Genomic DNA, 16,563 nt, shown 5'->3' with positions numbered 1-16,563 from the left:
CGCGACGGCGCGCAGCCTGCTGCAGGAGACCCCATGAACGCTCCCGTCGAACTGTCGAGCGCAGCACGCGCGCAGCGCCAGCGCGAAGTCGTGCAGGCCCTGATGGCCGTGCTGCCGACGCACTGCCTGCTGTACCGCGACGAAGACACGGCGCCGTACGAATGCGACGGCCTGTCCGCGTACCGCCGCCTGCCGCTCGCGGTCGCGCTGCCCGAAACGGAATCGCAGGTGCAGCGGATCGTGCAGATCTGCCGCCGCATGGAAGTGCCGATCGTGCCGCGCGGCGCGGGCACCAGCCTGTCGGGCGGCGCGCTGCCGATCGCGCTCGGCGTCGTGCTGTCGCTCGCGCGCTTCACGCGCATCGTCGAAGTCGACCCGTACGCGCGCACGGCGACCGTGCAGCCCGGCGTGCGCAACCTCGCGATCTCGGAAGCCGCCGCGCCGTACGGCCTGTATTACGCGCCCGATCCGTCGTCGCAGATCGCCTGCACGATCGGCGGCAACGTCGCGGAAAATTCCGGCGGCGTCCATTGCCTGAAATACGGGCTGACCGTGCACAACGTGATGCGCGTGCGCGCGGTGACGATCGACGGCGAGATCGTCGAGTTCGGCTCGCTCGCGCTCGACATGCCGGGCCTCGACCTGCTCGCCGTGATGATCGGCAGCGAAGGGATGTTCGCGATCGTCACCGAAGTCACGGTGCGGCTGATCCCGAAGCCGCAGACCGCGCAACTCGTGATGGCGAGCTTCGACGACGTGGTCAAGGGCGGCGAGGCAGTCGCGGCGATCATCGCGTCGGGCATCATCCCGGCCGGGCTCGAGATGATGGACAAGCCGGCGACGCAGGCCGTCGAGGCGTTCACGCACGCCGGCTACGACCTCGACGCAAAGGCGATCCTGCTGTGCGAATCGGACGGCACGCCGGAAGAAGTCGCCGAAGAGATCGTGCGGATGACGGCCGTGCTGCGCGAGCACGGCGCAACGCGCATCCAGGTGTCGCGCAACGAACAGGAGCGGTTGCGCTACTGGTCGGGCCGCAAGAACGCGTTCCCGGCCGCCGGCCGTATTTCCGCCGACTATTACTGCATGGACGGCACCGTGCCGCGCCGCGCGATCGGCCCGCTGCTCGCGCGCATCGAGCAGCTCGAGACGCGCTACGGGCTGCGCTGCATCAACGTGTTCCATGCGGGCGACGGCAACATGCATCCGCTGATCCTCTACAACGCGAACGATCCGGACGAGCTGCACCGCGCCGAGGCGTTCGGCGCGGAAATCCTCGAATGCTGCGTGGAATTCGGCGGCAGCGTGACGGGCGAGCACGGCGTCGGCATCGAGAAGCTCAATTCGATGTGCGTACAGTTCTCGCCGCAGGAGCGCGATGCGTTCTTCGCGGTCAAGCGCGCATTCGATCCCGCGGGGCTGCTGAACCCCGACAAGGGCATCCCGACCCGCGCGCGCTGCGCCGAGTACGGCCGCCAGCACGTGCGCGGCGGGCTGCTGCCGCACCCCGACCTGCCGCGCTTCTGAGCGGCGCGCGCCGGCGGCACGGCGCGCACCCTGCTGCCGTGCCCGCGCGGCCCGTTCGCGCGGCGGCGCGGGCATGCGGTCTGCAATACGGGGCTTAGGGATAGTCGCGATGTGGAATCGCGCCACCCCGGTACAATCGACCGAACAACAAGTCGAGGCAGCAACAGAACATGGAAGAGGACGACATCGTCGCCGGATGGGCCGAGCGCATCCGCGCGGCCAGCGCCGACGGCCGGCCGCTGCGGATTCGCGGCGGCGGCACCAAGGACTGGTACGGCCAGGCGCTCGAGGGCGAAATACTCGACACGCGCGCGTTTCAGGGCATCGTGTCGTACGACCCGGCCGAACTCGTCGTCACGGTCCGCGCGGGCACGCCGCTCGCCGAGCTCGAAGCCGTCCTCGCCGAATGCGGCCAGATGCTGCCGTTCGAGCCGCCGCACTTCGGCCGCGCGGCCACCGTCGGCGGCTGCATCGCGGCGGGCCTCGCGGGCCCGCGCCGCGCCACCTGCGGCGCACCGCGCGATTTCGTGCTCGGCGTCACGCTGATGAACGGCCGCGGCGAGGTGCTGCGGTTCGGCGGTCAGGTCGTGAAGAACGTCGCCGGCTACGACGTGTCGCGGCTGATGGCCGGTTCGCTCGGCACGCTCGGGCTGATGCTCGACCTGTCGATCAAGGTGCTGCCGATGCCCGTCGCCGAAGTCACGCTGAAGTTCGAGATGACCGCGACCGACGCGGTGCGCAAGCTCAACGAATGGGGCGGCCATCCGCTGCCCGTCAGCGCGAGCGCGTGGCGCAACGGCACGCTCGTGCTTCGCCTGTCGGGCGCCGAAGCGGCCGTGAAATCCGCGAAGGCGCTGCTCGGCGGCGAAGTCGTCGACGCGGTCGAAGCCGAGCGCTTCTGGGCCGGCCTGCGCGAGCATACCGATCCGTTCTTCAACGGCATTCCGCCCGGCTATGCGCTGTGGCGCCTCGCGCTGCCGTCGATCACCGAGCCGATGCACCTGCCCGGCACCCAGCTGATGGAATGGGGCGGCGCGCAGCGCTGGTGGATCACCGACGCCGATGCGCAGACCGTGCGCATGAGCGCGAAGCAGGCCGGCGGCCACGCGACGCTGTTCCGCGCGGGCGACACGTACGACCGCAGCGCGGGCGTGTTCACGCCGCTGCCCGCCCCGATGATGAAAATCCACCGCGGGCTGAAGGCCGCGTTCGATCCCGCGCGCATTTTCAACCGCGGCCGGCTCTACCCCGATCTCTGAGGGCTCGATGCAAACGAACCTCGCCGATTTCATCCGCAACACGCCCGACGGCGACGAAGCCGACGCGATCCTGCGCAAGTGCGTGCATTGCGGGTTCTGCACCGCGACCTGCCCGACCTATCAACTGCTCGGCGACGAACTCGACGGCCCGCGCGGGCGCATCTACCTGATCAAGCAGATGGTCGAAGGCGCGCCCGTCACGCGCAGCACGCAGCAGCATCTCGACCGCTGCCTGACGTGCCGAAGCTGCGAGACGACCTGCCCGTCCGGCGTTCAGTACGGCCGGCTCGTCGAGATCGGCCGCAAGCACGTCGAGGCGCAGGTGCGGCGCCCCGTGCAGCAGCGGATCGTGCGCCGCGTGCTCGCGAGCCTCGTGCCGAACGCCGCGCTGTTCTCGCCCATGATGCGGCTCGGCCAGCACGTGCGGCCGCTGCTGCCGAAGCGGCTGCGCGACAAGGTGCCGCCGCGCACGCGGCTGCTCGAATGGCCGCACCGCACGCATACGCGCAAGATGCTGATGCTCGGCGGCTGCGTGCAGCCGTCGATGCTGCCGAACATCAACATCGCGACCGCGCGCGTGCTCGACGCGCTCGGCATCGAGACGGTCGTCGCGCCCGACGCGGGCTGCTGCGGCGCGATCCGCCTGCACCTGAACTATCACGACGAGGCGCTCGACGACGCGCGCCGCAACATCGACGCATGGTGGCCCCATGTCGAGCAAGGCGCCGAGGCGATCGTGATGAACGCGTCGGGCTGCGGCGCGACGGTGCTCGAATACGCGCACCTGCTGCGCGACGACCCGGCCTACGCGGAGCGGGCGCAGCGCATCGTCTCGCTGACGCGCGACATCTCCGACGTGCTGCTCGCATTCGAGGCCGAGCTCGCGACGCTCGCACGGCGCCGCGCGATCCATACCGTCGCGTACCACCCGCCGTGCACGCTGCAGCACGGCCAGCAGTCGCGCGGCAAGGTCGAACGCCTGCTCGAGACGCTCGGCATCGACGTGCGGCTGCCGGCCGACAGCCATCTGTGCTGCGGCTCGGCCGGCACCTATTCGCTGACGCAGCCGTCGCTGTCGTACCGGTTGCGCAAGCAGAAGCTGCTGAAGCTGCAGGCGCTCGAACCGCAGATGATCGTGTCCGGCAACATCGGCTGCATCGCGCACCTGCAAAGCGGCACGCAGATTCCGGTCGTCCACTGGGTCCAGCTCGTCGAGCATTTGCTGTACGGCTGACGCGGGCGTCGCGCGCGGCGTCCGTATAATGGGCGGATCGATGCACCGCGTGCCGCGGCGCATCCGCTTCGTGCCTGCTTCCGTGCCTGCCTTCGTGCCCGTCATGTCCGATCTCGCCGCCCGTCTCGAATCCGTTCATCGCCGCATCGCCGACGCCGCCCGCGCGGCCGGCCGCGATCCCGCCACCGTGTCGCTGCTCGCCGTCTCGAAGACGTTTCCAGCCGACGACGTACGCGCCGCGCACGCGGCCGGGCAACACGCATTCGGCGAAAACTACGTGCAGGAATCGATCGACAAGATCGACGCGCTCGCCGATCTGCGCGCGTCGCTCGAATGGCATTTCATCGGGCCGCTGCAATCGAACAAGACGCGCCCGGTCGCCGAGCGCTTCGACTGGGTCCATTCGGTCGACCGGCTGAAGATCGCGCAGCGCCTGTCGGAACAACGCCCCGCGCACCTGCCGCCGCTCAACGTGTGCGTGCAGGTGAACATCAGCGGCGAGGCGTCGAAGAGCGGCGTCGCGCCGGCCGACGTGGCCGACGTCGCGCGCGCGGTCGCCGCGCTGCCGTCGCTGCGGCTGCGCGGCCTGATGGCGATCCCCGAACCGGCCGGCGATATCGAGGCGCAACGCGCACCGCATCGCGCGCTGCGCGCGCTGTTCGACGCATTGCGTGCCGGCGGCCTGCCGCTCGACACGTTGTCGATGGGCATGTCCGCCGATCTCGACGCGGCCGTGCTCGAAGGCGCGACGATCGTGCGCGTCGGCACCGCGATCTTCGGCGCGCGCGATTATTCGCACTGAGCGCCGCGCCCTTTCCGCCTTTCCGTTCACTCACTCGCTCAATCGGACATCATGAAAATCGCATTCATCGGCGGCGGCAACATGGCCGCGGCCCTGATCGGCGGCCTGATCAAGCGCGGCGTCGCCGCTGAAGGCCTGTATGCCATCGACATCAACGAGGACGTCCGCGCGCGCGCCGCGCAGCAATTCGGCGTGCGCACCGGCGCGGCCGTCGACGCGACGCTCGCCGATTACGACGCGGTCGTGCTCGCGGTGAAGCCGCAGGTGCTGAAGGACGTCGCGCAGGCGCTCGCGCCGCACCTGAAGTCGCAGCTCGTGATCAGCATCGCGGCCGGCATTCGCGGCACGGACCTCGCGCGCTGGCTCGGCGACTACGCCCGCGTCGTGCGCACGATGCCGAACACGCCCGCGCTCGTCGGCATGGGCGTGACGGGCCTCGCCGCGCTGCCGGGCGTCGACGCGGCGGGCCGCGAACTCGCGTCGAACGTGCTCGGCGCGGTCGGCGAGATCGTATGGTTCGACGACGAATCGCAACTCGACGCCGTCACGGCCATTTCGGGCAGCGGCCCCGCGTACGTGTTCTATTTCATCGAAGCGCTGCAGGAAGCCGCACGCCGCCTCGGCATGAACGACGAACAGGGTCGCGCGCTCGCAGTCGCGACGTTCGCGGGCGCCGCGCAGCTCGCCGCGCAATCGGGCGAACCGGCGAGCGTGCTGCGCGAGCGCGTGACGTCGAAGGGCGGCACGACGGCCGCCGCGCTCGCGTCGTTCGACGCGCAGGGCGTGAAGGAAGCGATCGTGCGCGGCGCGCTCGCGGCCGAGGCACGCGCGAAGGAAATGGGCGACGAGCTCGGCCGCGCGTAAGCGCGCCCGTGGTGCCGGGCGCCCCGGCACCGGACGTCAAAAAAGCGGCCATCGGGCCGCTTTTTTATTGGCAACGCGCGCCGGCGCGCGGCTTCGCTCAGTTGCCGGCCAGCAGGTAATGCACGGCAATCCCTGCGAACAGCACGCCGCCGAGCCAGTTGTTGTGCCGGAATGCCGCGAAGCACGGCATCCGTTCGCGGTCCTTGATCAGCGTGTAGTGATACAGCGCGCAGCCGACCGCCGCAGCCCAGCCGGCCCAGTACGCGAGGCCGAAACCGAGCGTCACGCCGATCCACACGTAGATGCCGAGCGTCGCCGCATAGCACGCCATCACCGCCGCGACGTCGAAGCGGCCGAACGTCAGCGCGGACGTGCGGATGCCGATCTTGATGTCGTCGTCGCGATCGACCATCGCGTATTCGGTGTCGTACGCGACCGACCAGAAAATGTTCGCGACCAGCATCACCCACGCGATCGCCGGCACCGTGTCCTGCACGGCCGCGAACGCCATCGGAATGCCGAAGCCGAACGCGATGCCGAGGTACGCCTGCGGAATCGCGAAGAAACGCTTCATGAACGGATAGGAACCCGCGACGAACAGCGCGACGACGGACAGTTCCTTCGTCAGCGTGTTCAGCGGCAGGATCAGCAGGAACGCGATGAACGACAGCCCGACCGCGATCGCGACGGCTTCCCATGCGCGGATCTTGCCCGACGTCAGCGGCCGGTCGGCCGTGCGCTTCACGTGGCGGTCGAAATCGCGGTCGGCGTAGTCGTTCATCGCGCAGCCGGCCGAGCGCATCAGCAGCGTGCCGAGCGTGAAGATCACGAGCAGCGGCCAGCGCGGGTGGCCGTCCGACGCGATCCACAGCGCATTGAGCGTCGGCCAAAGCAGCAGCAGGCTGCCGATCGGCTTGTCCATCCGGACGAGCCGCAGATACAGGGGAAAGCGGGCAAGCATGGCGAAGCACCGGGAAGAGAATCCCGGCATTTTAGAGCCGAGCGGCGCTTCCCGTCATGTCGGCGCGGCCCGCAGTCGGCAGCCGCCGGACGCGCTCGGGCCGCCGGGGCCCGCTGCACACGGCGGCGCAGCGATGCACGGAAATCAAGGGACAGGTTCGGCCCACGCGAAATTTCGCGCTCAGTTGCCCGCAACCGGCGCAAGCGCGTGCAGCGCCTGCGCGACCAGCACGGCCGCACCGCCGCCAACGATCGCAAAACCGACGAAGCGCCGCACGATCGCGGCCGGCGCCCGCGTGACCGGCGCCGCGAACGCGGCGCGCATGTCCAGCATCATTTGCGTCATGGTCGTCACTCCTTCGACAAGACATCGGTTCGAGAAAAAACGGCCGGTCGTTCGACCGGCCGTTTCACGTTACTGCGTTGCTGCGTTACCGCACTGCCGCATTACGCGGCGGCCAGGCTCATGCGAGATCGAAGCGGTCGAGGTTCATCACCTTGTTCCAGGCCGCGACGAAGTCGCGTGCGAACTTCTCCTTCGCATCCGCGCTGCCGTACACCTCGGCCAGCGCGCGCAGCTGCGCGTGCGAGCCGAAGATCAGGTCGACGCGCGTACCCGTCCACTTGACCTTGCCCGTCGCGCGATCGCGCCCTTCGAACACGTCGTTCGCGGCCGACACCGGCTTCCACTCCGTGCCCATGTCGAGCAGGTTCACGAAGAAGTCGTTGGTCAGCGTTTCCGGACGGTCGGTGAACACGCCGTGCTTCGCATCGCCGACGTTCGTGCCGAGCACGCGCAGGCCACCGACGAGCACCGTCATCTCGGGCGCGCTGAGCGTCAGCAGTTGCGCCTTGTCGACCAGCAGCGCCTCGGCCGGCGTCTTGTACGCATGCTTCAGGAAGTTGCGGAAACCATCCGCCAGCGGCTCGAGCACGGCCATCGCGTCGATATCGGTCTGCTCCGGCGACGCATCCGCACGGCCCGGTGCGAACGGCACCGTCACCGCCACGCCCGCATTCTTCGCTGCCTGCTCGACGCCGGCCGCACCGGCCAGCACGATCAGGTCGGCGAGCGACACCTTCTTGCCGCCCGTCTGCGCGTCGTTGAACGCCTTCTGCACGCCTTCGAGCGTCGCGAGCACCTTCGCGAGTTCAGCCGGCTGGTTCACTTCCCAGTCCTTCTGCGGCGCGAGGCGGATGCGCGCACCGTTCGCGCCGCCGCGCTTGTCCGAACCGCGGAACGTCGCAGCCGACGCCCATGCGGTCGACACGAGCTGCGACACCGACAGGCCCGATGCGAGCACCTTCGCCTTCAGCGCCGCGACGTCGGCGTCGTCGATCAGCTTGTGGTCGACGGCCGGGATCGGGTCCTGCCACAGCAGGTGTTCCGCCGGCACGTCCGGGCCGAGATAACGCGCACGCGGCCCCATGTCGCGGTGCGTGAGCTTGAACCACGCGCGTGCGAACGCATCGGCGAACTCGGCCGGGTTCTCGTAGAAGCGGCGCGAGATCTTTTCGTATGCCGGGTCGAAACGCAGCGACAGGTCGGTCGTCAGCATCGTCGGGCGATGCTTCTTCGACGCGTCGTACGCATCCGGAATCACTTCGCCGGCGTCCTTCGCGACCCACTGGTGCGCGCCGGCCGGGCTCTTCGTGAGCTCCCACTCGTAGCTGAACAGGTGCTTGAAGAAGTCGTTGCTCCACTTGGTCGGCGTCGACGTCCACGTGACTTCGAGGCCGCTCGTGATCGCGTCCGCGCCCTTGCCCGTGCCGAACGCGCTCTTCCAGCCGAGACCCTGCTGCTCGAGGCCCGCGGCTTCCGGCTCGGGGCCGACGTTCGATGCCGGGCCGGCGCCGTGCGTCTTGCCGAACGTGTGGCCGCCGGCGATCAGCGCGACCGTCTCTTCGTCGTTCATCGCCATCCGCGCGAACGTCTCGCGGATGTCGTGCGCGGCCGCAACCGGGTCGGGGTTGCCGTCCGGGCCTTCCGGGTTCACGTAGATGAGGCCCATCTGCACCGCGGCGAGCGGGCTTTCGAGGTCGCGCTTGCCCGAGTAGCGGCTGTTCGGGCCGCCGCTCAGTTCCAGCCAGATCTTTTCCGAGCCCCAGTAGACATCGTCCGGCTCCCACGTGTCGACGCGGCCGCCGGCGAAGCCGAAGGTCTTGAAGCCCATCGATTCGAGCGCGACGTTGCCGGTCAGGATCAGCAGGTCGGCCCACGAGATGTTGCGGCCGTATTTCTGCTTGATCGGCCACAGCAGCCGGCGCGCCTTGTCGAGGCTCACGTTGTCCGGCCAGCTGTTGAGCGGCGCGAAGCGCTGCTGCCCGCCGCCCGCGCCGCCGCGGCCGTCGGCCGTGCGGTACGTGCCGGCGCTGTGCCAGGCCATGCGGATGAACAGGCCGCCGTAGTGGCCGAAGTCGGCCGGCCACCAGTCCTGCGACGTCGTCATCAGTGCGTGCAGGTCCTTCTTCACTGCCGCGAGGTCAAGCTTCTTGAACGCCTCGGCGTAGTCGAAATCCTTGTCCATCGGATCGGACAGCGCCGAGTGCCGGTGCAGGACGTTCAGGTTCAGCTGATTCGGCCACCAGTCCTTGTTCGTCGTGCCGCTGCCTGCGGTGTGGTTGAACGGGCACTTCGTTTCGGTCGACATGCGTTTTCTCCTTGGCTTGCTCGTATGCCTCCACCTGCTCGCTCCGGCGGCATGCCGGGCGCTGTCTGTGGAGTGTCATTGCGGGGATGGGAAACGGAACAGGTAGGGTCCCTCCTGTCGTACTACGGAATGTCGTGCGAGGCCTTCGCCGCGCGTTCCCGCTGCGACGCGCCGCAGGCGGGGCGCTCCGGGAACCGGCCCCCGGCAGGCGTCGTGCCGGTGATGCGCGTGGTGTTCCAGCTTTCGGACATGCGATGCTCTCTCATGGCTTGGCGGCAGTGACGCGGGGGCACGCAGGACCGGCATGCGGCAACGTTCATCCGCCATACACACGGTCCGCCAGGTATGCGAACGCAATCGGACGCAGGCGCCGAACCGCAACCCTGGCGCGATGTACGACCTCGTCGCACGACGGGATGTTCCGCTGCGCGTGCTGCAATACCGACCGCATCATGACATCCTCCTTTGACGCTTGCATTCAGCGTGCAAATCGACCGTCGACATGACGCCGATCCATGTAGAGAATTTTAGGCAAATCTATCGATTATTTGAATTTGATTAATTTCATCTATGCGATAGGAAAAAATAAACGGAGTCGCAAGACCCCGTTCATCGTGTTGTCACGCACGCAGCCGCGGCTCGGTCAGTTCATCGTCGCCGGCATGTCGAGCTTCGCGACGCCCGGCAGTTCGCATGCGGAAATCGCATCGCTGATCGCGTCGATCGCGGGCATCCGCGTGAAGCTCTTGCGCCACACGAGCACCACGCGGCGGTCGGGCACCGGCTCGTGGAACGGCACGTACGACAGCAACTCGGCATCGGGGCCGTTCGCGCGCGGGCCGACCTCGGTGACCGACATCCGCGGCAGCACGGTGATGCCGACGCCGCTCGCGACCATGTGGCGGATCGTCTCCAGCGACGAGCCCTCGAAGGTCTTCTGGATGCCGTCGGCCGTCTGCGAGAAGCGCATCAGCTCCGGGCACACGCCGAGCACGTGATCGCGGAAGCAGTGGCCGTTGCCGAGCAGCAGCATGGTTTCCTGCTTCAGGTCCTCGGCGTCGATTTCCTCGCGCTTCTCCCACGGATGGCCGGCCGGCAGCGCGACGACGAACGGCTCGTCGTACAGCGGGCGCACCATCAGGCCGGTTTCCGGGAACGGCAGCGCCATGATCGCGGCGTCGATCTCGCCCTGCTTCAGCAGTTCGAGCAGCTTCAGCGTGTAGTTCTCCTGCAGCATCAGCGGCATCTGCGGGACACGCTGGATCATCTGCTTGACGAGCGTCGGCAGCAGGTACGGCCCGATCGTGTAGATCACGCCGAGACGGAACGGGCCGACGAGCGGGTCCTTGCCCTGCTTCGCGATCTCCTTGATCGCGAAGGTCTGCTCGAGCACGCGCTGCGCCTGCGTGACGATCTGGTCGCCGATCGGCGTCACGCTCACTTCGCTCGCGCCGCGCTCGAAAATCTGCACGTTGAGCTCGTCTTCGAGCTTCTTGATCGCCACCGACAGCGTCGGCTGGCTCACGAAGCATGCTTCGGCCGCGCGGCCGAAATGCCGCTCGCGCGCGACCGCGACGATGTATTTCAATTCAGTCAGCGTCATTGTGGGTCAATCAGAGATATACATGCGATAGGTTTAATTTATACACCCTCTGGCACCGGTTCGCCAAGTTTCTCTGCATCGCGATGCGTCGATCGACGGTTTTGGCGGCTCAGGATCCGGCCCCGAACCGGTGGATCAGGCCTTCAGGTACTGCTCGCGAGCGCCGAGCCAGCGCGCGAGATGCTGCGTGACGACGTCGGGGTACGCGGCGATCAGTCGCGTTGCGGCCTCGCGGGCCGGATCGATCAGCCAGCCGTCGGTCTCGAGGTTCGCGAAGCGCAGCATCGCCGCGCCCGACTGGCGCGCGCCGAGGAATTCGCCGGGACCGCGGATTTCGAGGTCGCGCCGCGCGATCTCGAAGCCGTCGGTCGTCTCGCGCATCGTCTTGAGCCGCTCGCGGCCGGTAATCGACAGCGGCCCCGTGTACAGCAGCACGCACACCGACGCCGCAGTGCCGCGCCCGACGCGGCCGCGCAACTGGTGCAGCTGCGCGAGGCCGAAGCGCTCCGCGTGCTCGATCACCATCAGCGATGCGTTCGGCACGTCGACGCCGACTTCGATCACGGTCGTCGCGACCAGCAGCTGCACGTCGTTGCGCGTGAACGCTTCCATCACGGCCGCCTTGTCGGCCGGCGACAGCCGGCCGTGCACGAGCCCGACCTTCAGCTCGGGAAGCGCCGCGGCGAGCGTCTCGTAGGTCTCGACGGCCGTCTGCAGCTGCAGCGTCTCGCTTTCCTCGATCAGCGGGCACACCCAGTACACCTGGCGCCCCGTCAGCGCGGCCTCGCGTACGCGGGCAATCACCTCCTCGCGCCGCGCGTCGCCGACGAGGCGCGTCAGCACGGGCGTGCGGCCCGGCGGCAGCTCGTCGATCGTCGAGACTTCGAGATCGGCGTAGTACGTCATCGCGAGCGTGCGCGGAATCGGCGTGGCCGACATCATCAACTGGTGCGGCTGGAAATCGCGCGCGCCGTTGGCCGCGTTCGCGGCCTTCGCGCGCAGCGCGAGACGCTGCTCGACGCCGAAGCGATGCTGCTCGTCGACGATCACGAGGCCGAGCCGCGCGAATTCGACCGTGTCCTGGATGATCGCGTGCGTGCCGATCACGAGCTGCGCGGTGCCGAGCGCGGCCGCCTCGATCGCCGCGCGCTTCTCCTTCGCCTTCAGGCTGCCCGCCAGCCACGCAACCGTGACGCCGAGCGGCTCGAGCCATGCGCGCAGCTTGCGCGCGTGCTGTTCCGCGAGGATTTCGGTGGGCGCCATCAGCGCGGCCTGGTAGCCAGCGTCGATCGCCTGCGTGGCGGCCAGCGCCGCGACGACCGTCTTGCCGCTGCCGACGTCGCCCTGCAGCAGGCGCTGCATCGGGTGCGCGAGCGTGAGGTCGTGCGCAATCTCGTCGACGACGCGCGACTGCGCGCCGGTCAGCGTGAACGGCAGCGCCGCGTAGAGCCGTGTGGTCAGCGCATCGGCATCGCTCGCGGTGCGGCGCGGCATCGCGGGCGCCGCGCGCGTGCGGCGCTCCTCGTGCGCGCGCTTGAGCGACAGTTGCTGCGCGAGCAGTTCCTCGAACTTGATGCGCGTCCACGCCGGATGCGAGCCGTCCATCAGCGCGGCTTCGTCGGAATCGACGCCCGGGTGGTGCAGGATGCGCACGGCCTGCTCGAGCGACGGCACGCCGAGCGGCCGCAGGTACGCGCGATCGATCTCGGGCGGCAGCAGCTCGGGTAGCGGCGTGCGCTCGACCGCGTTCTCGATCGCCTTGCGCAGATAGGCCTGCGACACGCCGGCCGTGCTCGGATAGACGGGCGTGAGCACCTGCGGCAGCGGCGTATCCGCGTCGACGACGCGCACCGCCGGATGCACCATCTCCATCCCGAAGAAGCCGCCGCGCACGTCGCCGCGCACGCGCAGCCGCTGGCCGACGGCCATCTGCTTGACCTGCGAGCCGTAGAAATTCAGGAAGCGCAGCACGAGGTGCTCGCCGTCGTCGTCCTGGATCTTCACGACGAGCTGGCGGCGCGGCCGGTACGCGACCTCGTTGTCGAACACGACGCCTTCGGTCTGCGCAATGCCGCCCGGCAGCAGTTCGCCGATCGGCGTGAGCGTGGTTTCGTCCTCATAGCGCATCGGCAGATGCAGCACGAGATCGATCGAGCGCGTGAGACCGAGCTTCGCGAGCTTGTCGACGGTCTTCACGGGTTTGTCGGCGGCCGCCTTCTTCTTGCGCTTCGTGCCGGTTGCGCCCGCTTCGTCGCTCGCGGCGGCGCCTTCGGCATCGGGCGCGGCGGCGGCCGGCTGCGCGAGCCGCCCGTCGGCGCCGCGCTTCGGGCCGGCGCGGCGCGGCGCGGCGCGCTGCGGCTCGGCAGGATCCTGCGCGTCACGCTCCGCCGCGCGATGCGCGGGCAACGCAACATCCTCCGTGTCGAACGGATCGGCGGAATCGGCAACGGTGGCGGTGGAACGGCGTGGTGACACAGGCATCGGATCGTCTGGGTGCTTCGCAAGGCAAGTACAATAGCGGCTTTCACGTCGTCCGAACGAACGACGCCGGCCAGGCCGCGCATCCCGTCATCATAGCGGCTCGCGCGCCCCATTTACGCGTTTCCGCCCTGCCGGCGACGCCCGCCGGCCGCTTCGAACCAGCCCGCATGTTCACGCTTTCCGATTTCGATTTCAATCTGCCGCCCGAGCTGATTGCGCAAACCGCACTGCCCGACCGCACCGCGAGCCGCCTGCTCGAGGTCGACCGCACCGTCGAGCCCGCGCGCCTCGTCGACCGCCGTTTCACCGAGCTGCCGTCGTGCATCGCACCCGGCGACCTGCTCGTCTTCAACGATACCAGGGTGCTGAAGGCGCGTTTCTTCGGCCAGAAGGCCAGCGGCGGCAAGATCGAGGTGCTGATCGAACGCGTGACGGGCACGCACACGGCGCTCGCGCAGATCCGCGCGAGCAAGTCGCCGGGCGCCGGCACGACGCTGCGCCTCGCCGATGCGTTCGACGTGACGGTCGGCGAGCGCGTCGAGCCGTTCTTCACGCTGCACTTCCCCGAGCCGTGCCTCGCACTGATCGAGCAGTACGGCCGCCTGCCGCTGCCGCCGTATATCGAGCACGATCCCGACGCAACCGACGAGACGCGCTACCAGACCGTCTACGCGAGCAATCCCGGCGCGGTCGCAGCTCCTACGGCCGGGCTGCACTTCGACCAGCCGATGCTCGAGAAGCTCGATGCGATGGGCGTCGAGCGCGCGACGCTGACGCTGCACGTCGGCGCCGGCACGTTCCAGCCGGTGCGCGTCGACAACATCGCCGAGCACAAGATGCACAGCGAGTGGTACGACCTGCCGCAGTCGCTCGTCGACAAGATCGCCGCGACCCGCGCGCGCGGCGGCAACGTGATCGCGGTCGGCACGACGTCGATGCGCGCGCTCGAAGCCGCCGCGCGCTCGGCCGACGAAGCGGGCCGCCCGCTCGCGGCGACGCAGGCCGAGACCGACATCTTCATCACGCCCGGCTATCGTTTTCGCGTGGTCGACCGGCTCGTCACGAACTTCCACCTGCCGAAGTCGACGCTGCTGATGCTGGTGTCGGCGTTCGCGGGTGTCGAGACGATCCGCGCCGCGTACCGGCACGCGATCGACCAACGCTACCGCTTCTTCAGCTACGGCGACGCGATGCTGCTCACGCGGCGCGACACGCCGGAGGCGCCGCGCGTTTAAGCGCGGCAGGCGCGACGGCCCGCACGCAGCGCGGCCGCCGTTCGCCCGCCGCGCGCTACGATGGCGCGCCCCCCCCTTTTCCCCGCCGCCGGCTTGCCGGCGGCGCTTTCAACATGCGCCGGACTGTTTTCCGGTAGCAAGGAGAATGACGCGATGACCGAAGGCTCATCCCACGATCACGATACGCACGCCCCCGTGCACGACCGCCCGGCGGGCGGGCTCGAATTCGAACTGCTGGCGACCGACGGCCACGCGCGCCGCGGCCGCGTGAAGCTCAACCACGGCGTGGTCGAAACGCCGATCTTCATGCCGGTCGGCACGTACGGCACCGTGAAGGCGATCCAGCCGCGCGAGCTGCACGAGATCAACGCGCAGATCATCCTCGGCAACACGTTCCACCTGTGGCTGCGCCCCGGCCTCGACACGATCGACGCGCACGGCGGCCTGCACGGCTTCATGGGCTGGAACAAGCCGATCCTGACCGATTCGGGCGGCTTCCAGGTGTTCTCGCTCGGCGACCTGCGCAAGATCACCGAGGACGGCGTCACGTTCGCGTCGCCGATCAACGGCGACAAGCTGTTCCTGTCGCCGGAAGTGTCGATGCAGATCCAGAAGGTGCTGAACTCCGACGTCGTGATGCAGTTCGACGAATGCACGCCGTACGCGACCGACGGCGTGCCGACCACGCACAAGGAAGCGGCCGAATCGATGCGCATGTCGCTGCGCTGGGCGAAGCGCTCGCTCGACGAGTTCGACCGGCTCGGCAACCCGAATGCGCTGTTCGGGATCGTCCAGGGCGGGATGTTCGAGGACCTGCGCGACGAATCGCTCGCGGGCCTGTCGGAGCTCGGCTTCCACGGCCTCGCGATCGGCGGGCTGTCGGTCGGCGAGCCGAAGGAAGACATGATGCGCGTGCTGCGGCACGTGGGCCCGAAGCTGCCGGCCAACAAGCCGCACTACCTGATGGGCGTCGGCACGCCGGAGGACCTGGTCGAGGGCGTCGCCAACGGCATCGACATGTTCGACTGCGTGATGCCGACCCGCAACGCGCGCAACGGCTGGCTGTTCACGCGCTTCGGCGACGTGAAGATCCGCAACGCGACGCACAAGAACTCGCTGAAGCCGCTCGATGCGAGCTGCGCGTGCTACACGTGCCGGAATTTCTCGCGCGGCTACCTGCATCACCTGCACCGCGTCGGCGAAATCCTCGGCGCGCAGCTCAACACGATCCACAACCTGCACTACTACCTGCAGCTGATGAGCGAGATCCGCGCAGCGATCGAGACCCATACGTTCGACGCGTTCCGCCAGCGCTTCGCGGAGGACCGCGCCAGAGGCGTCGACTGACGGGCCGCGCGGCGGTTCGTCACATAGGACGTGTACTAAATAACGTGCTCCGACTGCCGGACCCGACCGCCAAATATTACAATTGCCTTTCCAAACAAGTCGCAATGGTGCCGGTTCGTGCTTTAACAGCTTGATCCGAAAGCGCATTTGCTGCGCCGTTTGCGCATGGGGCCGGTGGTAGAATAACCGGCTTATTTTTCGATCTTCCCCTACGGAGAGACCAACGTGCCGTTCATTTCCAATGCCTTCGCTCAAGGTGCCGGTGGCGCCGAATCGAGCCTGATGAGCTTCCTGCCGCTCATCCTGATGTTCGGCGTGCTCTACTTCATCATGATCCGTCCGCAGATGAAGCGTCAGAAGGAGCACCGCAACATGCTCGCGGCCATGGCCAAGGGCGACGAAGTCGTCACGAGCGGCGGCCTCGTCGGCAAGGTGACGAAGGTCACCGAAGGCTACATCGGCGTCGAGATCGCCGAAGGCACTGAAATCACCGTGCAGAAGGCTGCGGTCACGACCATTCTGCCGAAGGGCACGATCAAGTCGCTGTAAGCCCTTCACCGAGCGTCCGGCCCCCCGCGCCGTGCCCGCCTGAGAGAGCGG

14 protein-coding genes are annotated in these 16,563 nt (G+C 68.3%); 8 read left to right on the top strand and 6 right to left on the bottom strand.

Translation table 11 applies throughout. From position 1 onward, the window contains the following. Positions 1 to 33 precede the first annotated feature (33 nt). The 5 genes from MRS60_RS03420 (at position 34) to proC (ending at position 5,686) form a co-directional block, all read left to right on the top strand. Positions 34 to 1,527, top strand: coding sequence for an FAD-linked oxidase C-terminal domain-containing protein (locus MRS60_RS03420; protein WP_034182782.1), 1,494 nt, complete (start codon positions 34 to 36; stop codon positions 1,525 to 1,527). Positions 1,528 to 1,697: 170 nt separating this feature from the next. Further along, positions 1,698 to 2,786 carry a glycolate oxidase subunit GlcE gene (gene glcE / locus MRS60_RS03415; RefSeq protein WP_105389823.1) on the top strand — a complete coding sequence of 363 codons (1,089 nt, stop codon included), beginning with the start codon at positions 1,698 to 1,700 and terminating at the stop codon, positions 2,784 to 2,786. 7 nt (positions 2,787 to 2,793) lie between these two features. Next, positions 2,794 to 4,020, top strand: coding sequence for a glycolate oxidase subunit GlcF (glcF, locus tag MRS60_RS03410; RefSeq protein ID WP_034182780.1), 1,227 nt, complete (start codon positions 2,794 to 2,796; stop codon positions 4,018 to 4,020). 103 nt (positions 4,021 to 4,123) lie between these two features. After that, positions 4,124 to 4,822 carry a YggS family pyridoxal phosphate-dependent enzyme gene (locus tag MRS60_RS03405; protein WP_034183411.1) on the top strand — a complete coding sequence of 233 codons (699 nt, stop codon included), beginning with the start codon at positions 4,124 to 4,126 and terminating at the stop codon, positions 4,820 to 4,822. A gap of 51 nt (positions 4,823 to 4,873) precedes the next feature. Then, positions 4,874 to 5,686: a pyrroline-5-carboxylate reductase gene (gene proC / locus MRS60_RS03400; protein ID WP_034182779.1), complete on the top strand. Its 813-nt coding sequence runs from the start codon at positions 4,874 to 4,876 to the stop codon at positions 5,684 to 5,686. A 97-nt stretch (positions 5,687 to 5,783) separates the two neighbouring features. Here the strand turns inward: proC and ubiA are convergent, their stop codons facing one another. The 6 genes from ubiA to recG form a co-directional block, all read right to left on the bottom strand. Further along, positions 5,784 to 6,647, bottom strand: a complete 864-nt coding sequence (gene ubiA, locus MRS60_RS03395) for a 4-hydroxybenzoate octaprenyltransferase (protein WP_034182778.1) — start codon at positions 6,645 to 6,647, stop codon at positions 5,784 to 5,786. 180 nt (positions 6,648 to 6,827) lie between these two features. Then, complete coding sequence (locus MRS60_RS03390; RefSeq protein ID WP_165948128.1) at positions 6,828 to 6,992, bottom strand: hypothetical protein; 165 nt, start codon at positions 6,990 to 6,992, stop codon at positions 6,828 to 6,830. 118 nt (positions 6,993 to 7,110) lie between these two features. Then, a complete protein-coding gene (gene katG, locus MRS60_RS03385; protein WP_243565209.1) occupies positions 7,111 to 9,297 on the bottom strand; it encodes a catalase/peroxidase HPI in 2,187 nt (728 codons plus the stop codon). 122 nt (positions 9,298 to 9,419) lie between these two features. Further along, positions 9,420 to 9,548 carry a hypothetical protein gene (locus MRS60_RS34935; RefSeq protein WP_258170479.1) on the bottom strand — a complete coding sequence of 43 codons (129 nt, stop codon included), beginning with the start codon at positions 9,546 to 9,548 and terminating at the stop codon, positions 9,420 to 9,422. A gap of 392 nt (positions 9,549 to 9,940) precedes the next feature. Beyond that, the gene (locus MRS60_RS03380) at positions 9,941 to 10,900 is read right to left on the bottom strand and encodes a LysR substrate-binding domain-containing protein (RefSeq protein WP_034182776.1); all 960 of its coding nucleotides are present in this window, start codon (positions 10,898 to 10,900) and stop codon (positions 9,941 to 9,943) included. Between the two features lie 135 nt (positions 10,901 to 11,035). Further along, positions 11,036 to 13,381 (bottom strand): ATP-dependent DNA helicase RecG, encoded by a 2,346-nt coding sequence (recG, locus tag MRS60_RS03375; protein ID WP_217588272.1) that lies wholly within the window; start codon positions 13,379 to 13,381, stop codon positions 11,036 to 11,038. Between the two features lie 167 nt (positions 13,382 to 13,548). Between recG and queA the strand changes: the two genes are divergently transcribed. From queA to yajC, 3 genes are all read left to right on the top strand, one after another. Then, positions 13,549 to 14,616: a tRNA preQ1(34) S-adenosylmethionine ribosyltransferase-isomerase QueA gene (gene queA / locus MRS60_RS03370; protein ID WP_034182774.1), complete on the top strand. Its 1,068-nt coding sequence runs from the start codon at positions 13,549 to 13,551 to the stop codon at positions 14,614 to 14,616. Between the two features lie 153 nt (positions 14,617 to 14,769). Beyond that, the gene (gene tgt / locus MRS60_RS03365) at positions 14,770 to 15,963 is read left to right on the top strand and encodes a tRNA guanosine(34) transglycosylase Tgt (protein WP_034182773.1); all 1,194 of its coding nucleotides are present in this window, start codon (positions 14,770 to 14,772) and stop codon (positions 15,961 to 15,963) included. 225 nt (positions 15,964 to 16,188) lie between these two features. Further along, complete coding sequence (gene yajC, locus MRS60_RS03360; protein WP_034182772.1) at positions 16,189 to 16,512, top strand: preprotein translocase subunit YajC; 324 nt, start codon at positions 16,189 to 16,191, stop codon at positions 16,510 to 16,512. Positions 16,513 to 16,563 lie beyond the last annotated feature (51 nt).

The organism is Burkholderia pyrrocinia (assembly GCF_022809715.1).
GTDB lineage: Bacteria > Pseudomonadota > Gammaproteobacteria > Burkholderiales > Burkholderiaceae > Burkholderia > Burkholderia pyrrocinia_C.
The sequence above is the reverse complement of the archived record's forward strand: the minus strand, read 5'-3'. Positions and strand labels throughout refer to the sequence as shown.

Excerpts from the sequence above, each read along its gene's own strand:
- ubiA (WP_034182778.1), bottom strand. The coding sequence starts at position 6,647 with ATGCTTGCCCGCTTTCCCCTGTATCTGCGGCTCGTCCGGATGGACAAG.
- recG (WP_217588272.1), bottom strand. The coding sequence starts at position 13,381 with ATGCCTGTGTCACCACGCCGTTCCACCGCCACCGTTGCCGATTCCGCC.
- MRS60_RS03390 (WP_165948128.1), bottom strand. The coding sequence starts at position 6,992 with ATGACGCAAATGATGCTGGACATGCGCGCCGCGTTCGCGGCGCCGGTC.
- queA (WP_034182774.1), top strand. The coding sequence starts at position 13,549 with ATGTTCACGCTTTCCGATTTCGATTTCAATCTGCCGCCCGAGCTGATT.
- proC (WP_034182779.1), top strand. The coding sequence starts at position 4,874 with ATGAAAATCGCATTCATCGGCGGCGGCAACATGGCCGCGGCCCTGATC.
- MRS60_RS34935 (WP_258170479.1), bottom strand. The coding sequence starts at position 9,548 with ATGTCCGAAAGCTGGAACACCACGCGCATCACCGGCACGACGCCTGCC.
- MRS60_RS03420 (WP_034182782.1), top strand. The coding sequence starts at position 34 with ATGAACGCTCCCGTCGAACTGTCGAGCGCAGCACGCGCGCAGCGCCAG.
- glcF (WP_034182780.1), top strand. The coding sequence starts at position 2,794 with ATGCAAACGAACCTCGCCGATTTCATCCGCAACACGCCCGACGGCGAC.
- MRS60_RS03380 (WP_034182776.1), bottom strand. The coding sequence starts at position 10,900 with ATGACGCTGACTGAATTGAAATACATCGTCGCGGTCGCGCGCGAGCGG.
- katG (WP_243565209.1), bottom strand. The coding sequence starts at position 9,297 with ATGTCGACCGAAACGAAGTGCCCGTTCAACCACACCGCAGGCAGCGGC.
- glcE (WP_105389823.1), top strand. The coding sequence starts at position 1,698 with ATGGAAGAGGACGACATCGTCGCCGGATGGGCCGAGCGCATCCGCGCG.
- MRS60_RS03405 (WP_034183411.1), top strand. The coding sequence starts at position 4,124 with ATGTCCGATCTCGCCGCCCGTCTCGAATCCGTTCATCGCCGCATCGCC.
- tgt (WP_034182773.1), top strand. The coding sequence starts at position 14,770 with ATGACCGAAGGCTCATCCCACGATCACGATACGCACGCCCCCGTGCAC.